Source organism: Rhodococcus wratislaviensis, assembly GCF_041228765.1.
Classification (GTDB): Bacteria; Actinomycetota; Actinomycetes; order Mycobacteriales; family Mycobacteriaceae; genus Rhodococcus_F; species Rhodococcus_F wratislaviensis.
In genome coordinates, this window is the sequence record NZ_CP150488.1 from 3669523 (window position 1) to 3683408 (window position 13886).

Sequence of the window (13886 nt, forward strand, 5' to 3'; positions counted from 1 at the left end):
CGGTCACCACCATTTCTCGGGACGTTCCAGATCCCACCGCAGCACCGACTCGAGCTGGGCCGCGACCGACACCAGCAGTGGCTCGGCACCGTCGTGTCCCATCAGCTGGGCTCCGGTCGGCAGGTTACCGGACGTGAACCCGGCCGGCACGTTCACGCTGGGCCAGCCCAGCACGTTCCACGGCCACGCGTACGGGCAGACCGCGGTGATCACCTTGTCGGTGGCCCACGAGCTGATGCCGTCGATCCCGTCGACCCTCGGTGGGGGAGTCGCGGTGGTCGGGGCGAGGACGAGGTCACACTTGTCGAAGATCGCGCCGACCCGTCGCTGCATCCTCGGCTCGGCGGCGCGAGCGGCACGTAGCGGTGTCCCGCGCAACAGTCGGCCGGTCCGGGCGTTGCCCTTCGTGCGGGGGTCGACGAGTGACGGGTCCGGGACCTTCCGCATCCAGTCGTCGATACCGACCATCGACCGCGGGAGGAAGCCGAGCCCGAACATGATTCCGTAGTCGGGGTCGTCCACCACGACGCGATGCCCGAGCTTGCGCAGCGCCTCGGCGATCCGTGCGACGCCCCGGCGGACCTCGGGATGCAGCGTCGTGGGGGTCGCGGTGAACGGGATGCGCAGGGACAGTGCGATGCGCAGCGGTCCGGGGTCGCGGCCGACGGCGTCGCTGACTGTGACCGGTGCGGGTGTGTGCAGGTCGCCCTCGTGCGGTCCGGATGCGACGTCGAGGAGCAGGGCCGCGTCGGCGACCGTGCGGGCCAGCGGGCCGTTGACGGTGAGGCCGTAGAACGCCTCGGCTGCAGGCCAGGTGGAGATTCGGCCGCGTTGAGGCTTGATCCCGACGAGGTTGGTCCAGGCGGCGGGGATGCGGATGGACCCGGCGCCGTCCGAACCGATCGCCGCGGACACCACACCGGCGGACACGGCCGCCGCGGCGCCGCCGGACGACCCTCCGGGGGTGTGGTCACCGTTCCAGGGATTGCGGGTGTATCCGAACGCGGGTCCGCCGGTGAGCGGCCACTGTCCGAGCTCGGGGCTGTTGGTCTTGCCCACGACGACGGCGCCGGCGGCCCGCAGCCGGCGCACCAGCTCGGAGTCGCGCACCGCGGGCGGGAAGTCGCCCGGGCACCCGAACGCGGTCGGCTCGCCGGCCACGTCGACGTCGTCTTTCACGGCGATCGGGACCCCGAGCAGCGGCAGGCGCTCACCGGCGGCGATCCGGCGGTCTGCCTCGGCGGCTTCGGCCAGTGCCTTTGTCCGGCGGATCACCTTGAACGCGTTGAGCGTCGGCTGGCTCGCGTCGATGCGGTCGAGGGCGGCGCGGGTGGCCGCGACCGAGGTGGTGGCGCCGGAGGCCAGCGCCTGCGCCTGCTCGACGAGTCCCGGGGACCGATCCCCGTCGTTGTCGCGCTGCCGTCGATCGTCCAATTGTCCCGCGCTCATGGTGCCCCTCCCCGGTGCTGTTCGTTCGAACGAACAGTATCAGCCGAGATGTCGCCGGACCACCCTCCCGATCGCCTCGGCCGCCCCGCGAGCCTGCGACTCGGGGAGCCGGGCGTACCCGCAGACCAGCCCCCTCGGTCCGCCCGGCGTGGTGCGGTAATCGGCGAGGCTCGGAACCGTCACACCGTGGTCCCGCAGCTCGGCGGACACGGCGACGTCGTCGACGGAACCGGGCAGCGTCAGGACCACGTGGAGGCCGGCCTCGATGCCGGCCAGCCCGACACCGTCCGTGTCGACCGCGGACAGTTGCTGCTGCAGTGCGGCGACGAAGGCCGCCCGGCGGGCCGAGTAGGTGCGGGAGGCGCGGGCGAGGTGCCGGGACAGCGCACCCGAGTCGATGAAATGCGCCAGCGCGAGGGCGGTGATCGCGCAACACGCTTCACCGCTCGCGTCGAGGGCCCGGACGAGTCGGGGCCGGAGCGCCGGAGGCGCGATCACCCACGCCACCCGAATCGAGGGAGTGAGGATCTTCGACGCGGTACCCACGTACGCCACGCATTCCGGCCCGCGGTCGATGCTGCGCAGGGCGGGCAGCGCCGACACGTCGTAGCGGAACTCGCCGTCGTAGTCGTCCTCGATGATCACCGTCCCGGCGGCCGCGGCGTCGGCCACGAGCCCGGCCCTGCGGCCCACCGGCATCCGGGCTCCCATCGGATACTGATGGGCGGGCGTGCAGTAGGCCGCGGCGTCGGTCGCACGCAGCAGCGCGGGGTCGAGGCCGTCGCCGTCCACGGTCACGCAGCGGGTGCGCACGCCCGAACCGTCGAGGACGGTTCGGGCCCGGCTGTAGCCGGGTTCCTCGAACACCACGTCCCGGCCGCCGAGTCCTGCTGCTGCGACGAGGGTGCGGAGCGCGGCGCCCACTCCGGGGACGATCACCAGTTCGTCGGGGCGCGCCGCGATCCCCCGGGTGCGGCGGAGATGCTCCGCGAGGGACCGTCGCAACTCCGGGTGCGCGTCGGGACCCGGGACGTCCGACGTCACGGCAGCGGCGGCGGCCGACCGCCACGCCCGGCGCCAGTCCACGGTGGAGATCAGGGCGGGATCGGGATGACCCGGAGTGAGATCCCACACCGCCGCGGGCTTCTCGGGGGCGGCGGAGGAGGCCCGCTCCGAGGATCGGGTGGTCGTGTGCGAGGCGACGTGTGCTCGGGCCGCCACGTCGGCGCCCGGTGCGATCCGCGTGCCGGACCCGGCGCGGGCGTTCGCGTATCCGGACGAGCAGAGTTCGTCGTAGGCGTCGACCACCGACGCCCGCGCGACCGTCAGGTGTTCGGCCAGCGCCCGCGTGGAGGGCAGTGGGTCGCCGGGCCGGAGGCGCCCCACGCGGATCTCGTCGAGGATCGACTCCGCGATGCGGTGCCGAAGTGGCGCGTCGGTCTCGGGGAGCCGCAACGTCAGGTGTAGTTCGGGGCTGATCCGGGGCATGGTCCCGACAATACTGGTCTGCCGATAACGGTGATTGTGGATCTGGAATCTGATCCACATGGGGGTGAGGATGGTGTCGTGGACAAGATCATGAGATACCCGGACCGTGCCCGCACCGAACGAGCGCAACTCGACGCCGTCCTCGACGCCGCGCCGATGGGCACCCTCGCAACCGTCGTCGACGGCCTGCCGTGGGCCGTGCCGATGCTCTACGCCCGCGACGGCGACAGGATCCTGCTGCACGGCTCCACCGGGGCCGGTGCACTGCGACAGGTGGCGGCCGGCGCGCCTGCGGTGCTGTGCGTCGCGATGCTCGACGGAATCGTCGTCGCGGACACCCTGTTCGACTCGTCCGCCAACTACCGTTCGGCAGTGGTGCGGGGCAACCTCGTCACCCTCGGCGAAGACGAATCCGCCGACGCCCTGAACGCGCTGTCGGACGTGCTGATCCCCGGCCGCAGCACGGAGGTCCGGGGGCACCGGCGCAAGGAACTCGCCGCGACACTGGCCCTCGCCCTCCCGATCACGCCGGGCCAGTGGACCGTCAAGGTGCGGGACGCACCGCCGGGCGAACCCACCGAAACCAGCAGCGCCTGGGCCGGGGTGGTCCCGGTGCGGTCGGTCGCCGGTGCGCCCGTCCCGGCGCCGTGGGTGGCGAGCGGCACACCGGTGCCCGCGTCCGTGTCCCGGCTGACCCGGACCGCGTAAGGAAAGCGTCAAGAGCCGTGGGAGTCCCGTAAGCGCTTCGTCAGCGCCGCCTCTTCCGCCGAGATCCGGCGTGATGCTGGCATGACACCCCGCAACCGTGGGGTGTCATGCCTGCGCTGAACCGCAGGATCAGTACGAAGAGGGATCCTCACATGGCCGATGTGGCCTACGTCGCGCTCGTGCTCGGCGGATTCGCCTGTTGCGCGCTCGTTCTCCGTGCCCTGCAGTCCGGACGCGTGAAATGACGGGCGCCGGAATACTCGCGGTCGCGCTCGTCGCGATCGCCGCCGCACTCGTCGTGTACCTCCTGATCGCGCTCATCGACCCGGAGCGGTTCTGATGACGCCTGCCCTGGCGGCCGGACTGCAGGTCGTCTTCGTCCTCGCGGTGCTCGCGGTCGCGTACGTGCCGGTGGGCGACTACATGGCGCGCGTGTACGAATCACGCCGTCACCTGCGGGTCGAATCCGTCCTGTACCGCCTGTGCCGCATCAACCCCCACACCGAGCAGACCTGGTACGGCTACGCGGGCAGCGTGCTGGGATTCTCCGCGGCGAGTGTGTTCTTCCTCTACGCCCTGCAGCGCATCCAGGGAGTGCTGCCGCTGTCCGGGGACCTCTCCGGGGTCAGTCCCGCGGTGGCGTTCAACACGGCCGTGTCGTTCGTGACGAACACCAACTGGCAGTCGTACGCGCCCGAGACCACGATGAGCAACCTGACCCAGCCGGTCGGGCTCGCCGTGCAGAACTTCGTGTCCGCCGCGGTGGGCATGGCCGTCGCAGTGGCGCTGATCCGGGGGTTCGTCCGGGTGTCGCGCGGCGGTGAGATCGGCAACTTCTGGGTGGACCTCACCCGGGGCAGCCTGCGGATTCTGCTGCCGTTCTCCTTCGTCATCGCACTGATCCTGCTGAGCCAGGGCGTGATCCAGTCCTTCCATCCGGGTTTCGCGTCCACCGGTCTGGACGGCAACTCCGTCACCAACGCACTGGCGCCCGTCGCCTCGCAGGAAGCGATCAAGGAACTCGGCACCAACGGCGGCGGGATCCTCGCCGCCAATTCGGCGCACCCGTTCGAGAACCCGACACCGGTCAGCAACATCGTCGAGATCCTCGCGATCCTGCTGATCCCGGTCGCCCTCACCCGCACGTTCGGCACCATGGTCGGCGACCCTCACGACCGAGCGAGCATGGTGTCCGGGCACCGCCAGGGTCTGACCCTGCTCGCCGTGATGGGCATCCTGTGGGGATCGCTCCTCGCGGTCACGCTCGCCGCGGAGTCCGGTCGGCGCGGTGTCGCCGCCACCGCCGCGGGCGCGATGATGGAGGGCAAGGAGGTTCGTTTCGGAATCCCTGGTACGGCACTGTTCGCCGTGAGCACCACCGGAACATCCACGGGCGCGGTGAATTCGGCGCACGACAGCCTCTCGCCCCTCGGCGGCGGAGCCGTCCTGCTCAACATGCTGCTCGGGGAGATCGCACCCGGCGGTGTCGGCACCGGGCTCTACGGAATTCTCGTCCTCGCCCTGATCGCCGTCTTCGTCGGCGGACTCCTCGTCGGCCGCACACCCGAATACCTCGGCAAGAAGCTGCGGCAGCGGGAGATCACGCTCGCCGCCCTGTCCGTGCTGGTGATGCCGGCACTCGTCCTGATCGGGACCGGAATCACCGTGATCCTGTCCTCGACCACCGGTTACCAGGGCAACAGCGGCGACCCCGGAAGTCCCGGATCCATCCACGGATTCTCGGAAGTGCTGTACGCGTTCGCGTCGGCCTCGAACAACAACGGCAGTGCGTTCGGCGGGCTGACGGTGACGAGCGACTGGTTCCAGACCGCTCTCGGCCTGTGCATGCTGTTCGGCCGGTTCCTGCCGATCATCTTCGTCCTCGCGCTCGCCGGATCCCTGGCGTCGCAGAAGAAGACGGCCGCAGGCGCCGGAACCCTGCCGACGGCGGGCCCGATGTTCACCGGGCTCCTCACCGGCACCGTCGTGCTCGTCGCGGCGTTGACATTCTTCCCGGCCCTCGCGCTGGGACCGATCGCGGAGGCTCTGCAGTGAGTGTGAACGTGACCAGTCGTCCGGAGAACGAGGCGGCCACGGCGCCCGAGGCCGGCCACGACCCGGCGCCCGTGAAGGCGGGAATCTTCAGCCCCGCCCAGCTGGTGACGGCGCTACCGGGCGCCGTGCGCAAACTCGACCCCCGGCACCTCGCCCGCAACCCGGTGATGTTCGTGGTGTTCGTCGGCTCCGTCGTCACCACCGTCATGGCCGTCACCGACCCGTCGGTGTTCTCCTGGGCTGTCGTCGCCTGGCTGTGGTTCACCGTGCTGTTCGCGAATCTGGCCGAGTCGGTCGCGGAGGGGCGGGGCAAGGCCCAGGCGGCGAGCCTGCGGAAGGTGAAGCAGGACACGGTCGCCCACCGGATCACGGCGAGTGGCCGGGTGGAGTCGGTGGCGGGTACCGACCTGACCGTCGGTGACCGGGTCGTCGTCGAGGCGGGGGAGGTGATACCCGGCGACGGCGACGTCGTCGACGGCATTGCGACCGTGGACGAATCGGCCATCACCGGCGAGTCGGCGCCCGTCGTCCGCGAATCCGGCGGCGACCGGTGCGCCGTCACCGGTGGCACGACCGTGCTGTCCGACCGGATCGTCGTGCGTATCACCGCGGCCCCCGGACAGTCGTTCGTGGACCGGATGATCGCCCTCGTGGAGGGGGCGGCGCGGCAGAAGACGCCGAACGAAATCGCGCTGAACATCCTGTTGGCGTCGCTGACGATCATCTTCCTGCTGGCTGTCGTCGCGATCGGTCCGATGGGTCTGTATGCGGGCCAGGAGCAGGATCCGATCAAGCTGATCGCGCTGCTGGTGTGCCTGATCCCCACCACGATCGGGGCGCTGCTGTCGGCCATCGGCATCGCCGGGATGGATCGGCTGGTGCAGCGGAACGTCCTGGCGATGTCGGGGCGGGCGGTGGAGGCCGCGGGCGACATCGACACACTGCTGATGGACAAGACCGGCACCATCACGTTCGGCAACCGGCAGGCCACGGCCGTGCATCCCGCACCGGGGGTTTCCGCGATCGAGTTGGCCACGGCCGCACGGTTGTCCAGTCTCGCCGACGGCACCCCCGAGGGGCGCAGCATCGTGGACCTGTGCGCCCGGGACTTCGGGTTGGACCCGGCACCGTCCGAGGCGGAGCGAGCGGCGGAGTTCGTGCCGTTCACGGCGCAGACCCGGATGAGCGGACTCGACATCGACGGCGCCCGGATCCGCAAGGGCGCGAGCGACGCCGTGCTGACCTGGGTGCAGGCGCTCGGCGGGCACGCGGCGTCCGCCGTCACCGACAGTGTGAACCAGATCGCGCAGGCCGGGGGAACGCCGTTGGTGGTCGCCGCCGTCAACGGAGACGCAGCGACGGTGCTCGGCGTGATCGCGCTGTCGGACGTGGTGAAGCCGGGCATCGCCGAGAGATTCGCGGAACTGCGGGCCATGGGGATTCGCACGGTGATGATCACCGGCGACAACCCGTTGACGGCGAAGGCCATCGCGGCCGAGGCCGGAGTCGACGATTTCATGGCCGAGGCGACACCCGAGGACAAGCTCGCGCTGATCCGGAAGGAACAGGAGGGCGGCCGGCTCGTCGCGATGACCGGGGACGGCACCAACGACGCCCCGGCGCTGGCCCAGGCGGATGTCGGGGTGGCGATGAACACCGGCACGTCGGCGGCGAAGGAAGCCGGGAACATGGTGGATCTCGATTCGGACCCCACCAAGCTCATCGAGGTGGTGGAGATCGGCAAGCAGCTGCTCATCACGCGCGGTGCGCTCACCACGTTCTCGCTCGCCAACGACCTGGCCAAGTACTTCGCGATTCTCCCCGCCCTGTTCAGCGGCATCTACCCGCAGCTGGACACGCTGAACATCATGCGGCTGGCCACCCCGGAATCGGCCATCCTGTCGGCGGTGATCTTCAACGCCGTCGTGATCGTCGCGCTGATCCCGTTGTCGCTGAAAGGTGTTCGCTACCGTCCGTCGTCGGCGTCCACGCTGCTGGGCCGCAACCTCCTGATCTACGGCCTCGGCGGCGTGATCACGCCGTTCGCCGGTATCTGGCTCATCGACCTCGTCGTTCGTCTCGTTCCCGGAATTGGGTGATCCCGCATGCGATTTCTCATCGGTCTGTTGCGGCAGACCTGGGCCGGACTACTCGTCCTGCTCGCACTCACAGCAATCCTCGGTGTGCTCTATCCCGCCGCCGTGTGGGGGGTGAGCAGGATCGGCTCCGGAGCGGCCGAGGGGTCTCCGGTGCGCGACACCACCGGGTGCGTCGTCGGGAGCCGGTGGGTCGGTGTCGACCCGCAGGTGCCGGCGGGGGAGCCGGATCCGTTCTTCCACAACCGCGTCACCGGGTCGGTGGCCGAACAGGATCCGTTCGCGCCGGGCGACCCCGCCACCGCCCTGCCCACCAACCAGGGGCCGAGCAGCGAGATCCTGGCGACGTTCATCGCCGACCGGCGGGCGGCGATCGCCACCCGGGAAGGGGTGGACGCCGGGGACGTTCCGGCCGACGCGGTCACCGGATCCGGCTCGGGCATCGACCCGCACATCAGCCCCGCGTATGCGGCGTTGCAGGTGCCGAGGGTGGCGGCGGAGAACGGCCTCAGCGAGACCCGGGTCCGGCAACTGGTCGACGAGAACACCGAGGGAAGGCAACTCGGTTTCCTCGGTGAGGACCGGGTGAACGTCCTCGAACTGAACCTGGCCCTCGGCCTGACCGCACCTGAGTGCACCGCCCCGGCCGCTGGTGGATGATGGCGAGGTGAGTGGTCCCAAACCGGACGTCGAGCGCCGGGACGTCGAACACCGACGCGGTGAATTGCGCATCTACCTCGGTGCCGCACCGGGCGTCGGCAAGACGTTCGCGATGCTCGGTGAGGCGCACCGCCGCCGGGAGCGGGGGTGCGACGTGGTCGCGGCCGTGGTGGAGACCCACGGCCGCGACCGCACCGCGGCGCAGCTCGGCGACCTCGAACTGATTCCGCCCAAGCTGATCGCCTACCGGGGCACGCTCGGCCGGGAACTCGACGTCGATGCGGTGCTCGCCCGCAGGCCTGCATTGGTCCTCGTCGACGAACTCGCGCACACGAACACGCCGGGCAGCGTCCACGAGAAACGCTGGCAGGACGTGGAGATACTCCTCGCCGCGGGGATCGACGTCCTCTCGACGCTGAATGTCCAGCACCTCGAAAGCCTCAACGACGTGGTCCAGCGGATCACCGGCGTGGTGCAGCAGGAAACGGTTCCCGACGAGGTGGTGCGCGCCGCCACCCAGGTCGAACTGGTCGACATCACGCCGGAGGCTCTGCGCCGCAGGCTGTCCCACGGCAACATCTACGCCGCGGACAAAGTCGACGCGGCGCTGAGCAACTATTTCCGGAAGGGGAACCTCACCGCACTGCGCGAACTCGCCCTGCTGTGGGTGGCCGACCAGGTGGATGCCGCCCTGGCGAAATATCGTGCGGAGAACAAGATCACCGACACCTGGGAGGCCCGGGAACGGGTGGTGGTCGCGGTGACGGGCGGGCCGGAATCTGAGACGCTGGTCCGTCGCGCCGGCCGGATCGCGTCGAGATCCAGCGCCGAGCTGATCGTCGTTCACGTGGTGCGCGGCGACGGCCTCGCGGGTGTCTCGGCTCCGGAAATGGGCAAGGTGCGCACGCTCGCCGCGAGCATCGGGGCGAGCTTGCACAGCGTCGTCGGCGACGACGTCCCGACGACGCTGCTCGACTTCGCCCGGACCGCGAACGCCACGCAACTGGTGCTGGGCACGTCGAGACGCTCACGGTGGGCGCGGATCTTCGACGAGGGCATCGGTGCGAGCGTGCTGCACCAGTCCGGGTCGATCGACGTGCACATGGTGACGCACGGCGAATCCCACCGCCTGAGGCGGTTGTCGCCGGTGGGGTCCCGTTCGCGCACGGCGATCGCCTGGATCGCCGCGGTCCTCGTACCGTCGATCGCCACCGTGGTGATGAGCGCCGTCGACCGTTGGCTCGGATTGGTCGGCGAGGGGGCCCTGTTCTTCATCGTGGTGCTGCTCGTCTCGCTGCTCGGGGGTGTCGCCCCCGCGGCGTTCTCCGCGCTGATCTCGGGTCTGTTCCTCAACTACTTCTTCACGCCGCCGGTGCGGAGCTTCACCATCGCCGAGCCGGACAACTTCATCACCACCGTCGTGCTGCTCGTGGTGGCCGTCGCGGTCGCGGTCCTGGTCGACGCCGCCGCGAAGCGTGCCCGGGAGGCCCGCCGGGCGTCGCAGGAAGCCGAGTTGCTGGCACTGTTCGCCGGATCGGTGCTGCGCGGAGCCGACCTCGACACCCTGCTCGAGAAGGTGCGCGAGACGTACGGCCAGGATTCGGTCAGTGTGCTGCACCGGGACCGCGGCCCGGTGGGGTCCGTCGGGCCGCACCCGCCGGTGAGCGTGGACGACGCCGACACCGTCTGCGAGGTGGGGGAAGGGGAATACGCGCTCGCCCTGCGCGGCAGCGAACTGCACGCCCGGGACCGTCGGGTGCTGCTCGCCGTCGCCAACCAGGCGGTGGGCATGATCCGCCAGGCCGAGCTCGCGCAGGAGGCGGGGCAGGCGCAGGCACTGGCCGAGGCCGACCGGTTGCGGCGGTCGCTGCTGTCCGCCGTCAGCCACGACCTCCGGACCCCGCTGGCCGCCGTCAAGGCCGCCGCGTCGAGTCTGCGCAGCGACGACGTCGACTTCTCCCCGGAAGACACCGCCGAATTGCTCGCGACCATCGAGGAATCGGCCGACGTCCTGACCTCCCTCGTCGGCAACCTGCTCGATTCGTCCCGGCTCGCGGCGGGAGTGGTGACCCCGACGCTGCGACCGGTGTACCTCGACGAGGTGGTGCACCGGGCGCTGGTGGGTCTGGGAATCGGCGGCCGGACCGGGACCCGGGCCCGGGAAAGGGTGGAGGTCGACGTCGGAACTGTCACGGCGATGGCGGATTCGGGCCTGCTCGAGCGGGTGCTCGCGAATCTGATCGACAACGCACTCCGTTACGGTGAGGACTCCGTGATCCGGGTCGCTGCCGCGGCGGTGGGAGACCGCGCCGTCGTCACCGTCGCCGACACGGGGCCGGGAATTCCGCGTGGGCGAGCAGACGAGATGTTCGCACCGTTCCAGCGGCTGGGGGACCGCGACACGACCACCGGAGTTGGGCTCGGGCTCTCCGTCGTCCGCGGATTCGTCGACGCGATGGGCGGGACCATCAGCGCCACCGACACCCCCGGCGGTGGTCTGACGATGGTGGTGGAACTGGCCGGGGCGGGAGGGGAGCATCCATGACGAGAGTTCTCGTGGTCGACGACGAACCGCAGATTCTCCGCGCCCTGCGGATCAATCTGAGTGTGCGTGGATACGACGTGGTGACGGCCGCGTCCGGGGCCGCCGCTCTACGCGCCGCGGCCGAGCGACCGCCGGACGTGATCGTGCTCGACCTCGGGCTACCCGACATGGACGGCACCGAGGTGCTCGCCGGCCTCCGCGGGTGGTGCCCCGCACCGGTGATCGTGCTGTCGGCGCGGACGGACTCCGCGGACAAGGTGGAAGCCCTCGACGCCGGCGCCGACGACTACGTCACCAAACCGTTCGGGATGGACGAGTTCCTTGCCCGGGTGCGTGCGGCCGCCCGCCGGGCGACGACGGCTGTCGACACGAGTGAACCTGTGGTGGAGACGGATTCGTTCACGGTCGATCTGGCGGCGAAGACGGTGCGGCGGGCGGGGGCCGAGGTGCACCTGACGCCGACCGAATGGGGGATGCTCGAGATGCTCGTGCGGAACAAGGGCAAGCTGGTGGGGCAGAAGGAACTGCTGCGGGAGGTGTGGGGCCCGGCCTACGCCACCGAGACCCACTACCTGCGGGTGTATCTGGCGCAGCTGCGGCGCAAGCTCGAGGACGACCCGTCCCATCCGCGACACCTCATCACCGAGGCCGGGATGGGGTACCGGTTCCAGGTGTGAGGTCGCGAGCAGTGGGGCCGGAAGCCGCACCGCATCGGGCATTGGTTAGCCTTGCCTTATGCGAATGAGGAGTCTCGTCTCAGTGTCACTGCTGGCCCTGGTGTTGGCCGGCTGCGGGAGCGGCGGCGAGGGCGAGCGCGAGGCGTCGGCAGGCTCAGGCGATGCCGCGTTCCCGGCAGTCGTCGCCACGAAATTCGGTGACGTCACCGTCGAGTCCAAGCCCGAGCGCGTGGTCGCCCTCGGCTGGGGCGACGCCGAAACCGCGCTGGCGCTCGGTGTCGAACCCGTCGGGGCGAGCGACTGGGTCGCGTTCGGCGGCGACGGCGTCGGGCCGTGGGCGGACGGGATGTACACCACCGCGCCTGCGATCATCGGAACCCTCGAACCGTCGTACGAGCAGATCGCGGCGCTCGAACCGGACGTCATCCTCGACACGAAGAGCGCCGGCGACAAGGAACGCTACGACCACCTGTCGCAGATAGCTCCGACGATTGCGCTGCCGGAGGGCGCCGACAACTACAAGACTCCGATCGAGGATCAGGTGTCGATGGTCGCGACCGCATTCGGCGTGCCGGAGCAGGGGGAAGCTCTGCTCGCCGACATCGACCGGCGATTCGCGGAAGCGGCCGCGGCCCATCCCGAGTTCGCGGGGAAGACGATCACCGTCGGCGCGTTCTCGGGGGCGGGATGGGGCGCCTACACCGCCGACACCGAGCGCCTCCAGTTCATGAAGAAACTCGGCTTCGTCAGCAATCCGGCGGTGGACGCGCAGCCCGCGGTGAAGTTCTCCGTCCCGGTGTCGGAGGAGAATCTCGGAGTGATGGACGCCGACATGGTGGTCGTCTTCCCGGTCGGCAGGCCGGCCGCCGACGTCACGAACCGGCCGCTGTTCCAGGCGATCCCGGCAGTGCGCGACGGACGGTCCCTCGTGTTCGACGATCAGAGTGTCGCCAAGGCGTACTCCACGAACTCGGTGCTGTCGTTGCGGTACGCACTCGACACCGTCGTGCCTCTGGTGTCCGAACGGCTGCGGTGAGCTGACCCGGCGCCCGCTCAGTAGAGCAGGGTGCGGTAGTACTCCTGCCGGCGAGGCGCGTCCGGGTCGTGGTCCAACTCGTGCTGCTCGGCGTGCATTTCCCGCAGCGACGGGATCTCGTCCGGATCCGGCCAGGACTCCGCGTCCCACATGCGTGACCGGAGGATGGCCCGGGCGCAGTGGGTGTAGACCTCGTCGATCCGGACCACCACACCGAGGTTGGCGGGTTTGCCGTTGATCGACATCGACTGCAGCAGTTCGGGATCGACGGTCAAGGTGGCAGTTCCGTTGACGCGCACCACCTCGTCGATCCCGGGTACGACGAACAGGATGCCCACGTGCGGATTCTCGAGGATGTTGCGGTACGAATCCGCCCGCCGATTGCCCGGCCGGTCCGGGATCACCAGCGTCCGGTCGTCGAGGAACATCGTCTTCGGCGTGATGTCTCCGCGCGGCGAGCAGTCGCAGTGACCGTTCGCGTCGGCGGTGGCGAGGACGAAGAACCGCGCCTCGGAGATGAAGCGCCGGATGAGCGGCATCGTGTGATCGGTGTGCTTGGTGACGATGGAGGGGTGGGGAACGCCCAGGACCTGCTCGAGTTCGTCGAGGTCGGTGATCGTGTGCTCCGGCGAGGGGGCGTGCGCTGCCACTGGAGTGTTCCGTTCGTCGAGGACCGTTCGAGTTAGGCTACCCTTCGCGGCGTTCGGGCGGTCGGAAGGCCCGCTGGCTCACGACCGATGATTCCGGCCTGCTCCGGGAGTCCTACCTTCGACCGCAGCCTCACACTCGACCGGAGGAGCCACGCATGCCCGCACCGAAGACCCCGCAACCACTCGCGCACACCTTCACGGCGCCGATCCAGAAGGAGGGGGCGTTCGCGACGTACGTGACCGTGCCGGACTCCGCCGAACTTCTCGGAACGAGGCGGCCGGTGAAGGTCGGCGGAACGATCGACGGCCACCCGTTCAATGCCACCCTGATGCCCTCGGGTGAAGGTCCGCACTGGCTTCCCCTGAAGATCGCATTGTGCACGCTGATCGGTAAGGACGGTGCCGGAGTGGAGGTGACGGTGCACCTCGAGCAGCGTTTCAGCTGACGCCGGGCGGCGTCCGGGGTTTGATCCGGGGAGAGCGGGGTACGGATCACCCGGAAGCGATCTGCGTTTCCGGACG

Annotated in this window: 12 protein-coding genes; 9 read left to right on the forward strand and 3 right to left on the reverse strand. The window is 69.9% G+C overall.

Annotated features, from left to right (window positions below):
- Positions 1 to 3 precede the first annotated feature (3 nt).
- Complete coding sequence (locus WKC72_RS16835; protein ID WP_370183496.1) at positions 4 to 1449, reverse strand: amidase; 1446 nt, start codon at positions 1447 to 1449, stop codon at positions 4 to 6.
- 39 nt (positions 1450 to 1488) lie between these two features.
- Entirely contained in the window at positions 1489 to 2997 is a 1509-nt protein-coding gene (locus tag WKC72_RS16840; protein WP_370183498.1) for a PLP-dependent aminotransferase family protein, read from the reverse strand.
- Between the two features lie 18 nt (positions 2998 to 3015).
- On the opposite strand from WKC72_RS16840, the gene WKC72_RS16845 reads away from it, so the two are divergent.
- The 8 genes from WKC72_RS16845 (at position 3016) to WKC72_RS16880 (ending at position 12714) form a co-directional block, all read left to right on the forward strand.
- Positions 3016 to 3645, forward strand: coding sequence for a pyridoxamine 5'-phosphate oxidase family protein (locus WKC72_RS16845; protein WP_011594318.1), 630 nt, complete (start codon positions 3016 to 3018; stop codon positions 3643 to 3645).
- 241 nt (positions 3646 to 3886) lie between these two features.
- Positions 3887 to 3985, forward strand: coding sequence for a potassium-transporting ATPase subunit F (locus WKC72_RS16850; RefSeq protein ID WP_005561976.1), 99 nt, complete (start codon positions 3887 to 3889; stop codon positions 3983 to 3985).
- Positions 3985 to 5700 carry a potassium-transporting ATPase subunit KdpA gene (kdpA, locus tag WKC72_RS16855; RefSeq protein WP_370183502.1) on the forward strand — a complete coding sequence of 572 codons (1716 nt, stop codon included), beginning with the start codon at positions 3985 to 3987 and terminating at the stop codon, positions 5698 to 5700. The genes WKC72_RS16850 and kdpA overlap by 1 nt, the downstream gene beginning before the upstream one ends.
- Complete coding sequence (gene kdpB / locus WKC72_RS16860) at positions 5697 to 7799, forward strand: potassium-transporting ATPase subunit KdpB (protein WP_370183505.1); 2103 nt, start codon at positions 5697 to 5699, stop codon at positions 7797 to 7799. Before kdpA ends, kdpB begins: the two co-directional genes overlap by 4 nt.
- Before the next feature lie 6 nt (positions 7800 to 7805).
- Positions 7806 to 8456: a potassium-transporting ATPase subunit C gene (locus WKC72_RS16865; protein WP_370183508.1), complete on the forward strand. Its 651-nt coding sequence runs from the start codon at positions 7806 to 7808 to the stop codon at positions 8454 to 8456.
- 7 nt (positions 8457 to 8463) lie between these two features.
- The gene (locus WKC72_RS16870) at positions 8464 to 11001 is read left to right on the forward strand and encodes a DUF4118 domain-containing protein (protein ID WP_370183509.1); all 2538 of its coding nucleotides are present in this window, start codon (positions 8464 to 8466) and stop codon (positions 10999 to 11001) included.
- Entirely contained in the window at positions 10998 to 11678 is a 681-nt protein-coding gene (locus tag WKC72_RS16875; protein ID WP_005247902.1) for a response regulator, read from the forward strand. The genes WKC72_RS16870 and WKC72_RS16875 overlap by 4 nt, the downstream gene beginning before the upstream one ends.
- Positions 11679 to 11736: 58 nt before the next feature.
- Positions 11737 to 12714, forward strand: coding sequence for an ABC transporter substrate-binding protein (locus WKC72_RS16880; RefSeq protein WP_370183513.1), 978 nt, complete (start codon positions 11737 to 11739; stop codon positions 12712 to 12714).
- A gap of 17 nt (positions 12715 to 12731) precedes the next feature.
- Here WKC72_RS16880 and WKC72_RS16885 read toward each other — a convergent pair whose 3' ends face one another.
- Positions 12732 to 13364 carry a pyridoxamine 5'-phosphate oxidase family protein gene (locus WKC72_RS16885; RefSeq protein WP_370183516.1) on the reverse strand — a complete coding sequence of 211 codons (633 nt, stop codon included), beginning with the start codon at positions 13362 to 13364 and terminating at the stop codon, positions 12732 to 12734.
- A 155-nt stretch (positions 13365 to 13519) separates the two neighbouring features.
- Between WKC72_RS16885 and WKC72_RS16890 the strand changes: the two genes are divergently transcribed.
- Positions 13520 to 13810, forward strand: a complete 291-nt coding sequence (locus WKC72_RS16890; RefSeq protein WP_370183518.1) for a DUF1905 domain-containing protein — start codon at positions 13520 to 13522, stop codon at positions 13808 to 13810.
- Positions 13811 to 13886: the final 76 nt, after the last annotated feature.

Coding starts and splice junctions, on each gene's coding strand:
- WKC72_RS16835 (WP_370183496.1), bottom strand. CDS start 1,449: ATGAGCGCGGGACAATTGGACGATCGACGGCAGCGCGACAACGACGGG.
- WKC72_RS16840 (WP_370183498.1), bottom strand. CDS start 2,997: ATGTGGATCAGATTCCAGATCCACAATCACCGTTATCGGCAGACCAGT.
- WKC72_RS16850 (WP_005561976.1), top strand. CDS start 3,887: ATGACGGGCGCCGGAATACTCGCGGTCGCGCTCGTCGCGATCGCCGCC.
- kdpA (WP_370183502.1), top strand. CDS start 3,985: ATGACGCCTGCCCTGGCGGCCGGACTGCAGGTCGTCTTCGTCCTCGCG.
- WKC72_RS16865 (WP_370183508.1), top strand. CDS start 7,806: ATGCGATTTCTCATCGGTCTGTTGCGGCAGACCTGGGCCGGACTACTC.
- WKC72_RS16875 (WP_005247902.1), top strand. CDS start 10,998: ATGACGAGAGTTCTCGTGGTCGACGACGAACCGCAGATTCTCCGCGCC.
- WKC72_RS16880 (WP_370183513.1), top strand. CDS start 11,737: ATGCGAATGAGGAGTCTCGTCTCAGTGTCACTGCTGGCCCTGGTGTTG.
- WKC72_RS16890 (WP_370183518.1), top strand. CDS start 13,520: ATGCCCGCACCGAAGACCCCGCAACCACTCGCGCACACCTTCACGGCG.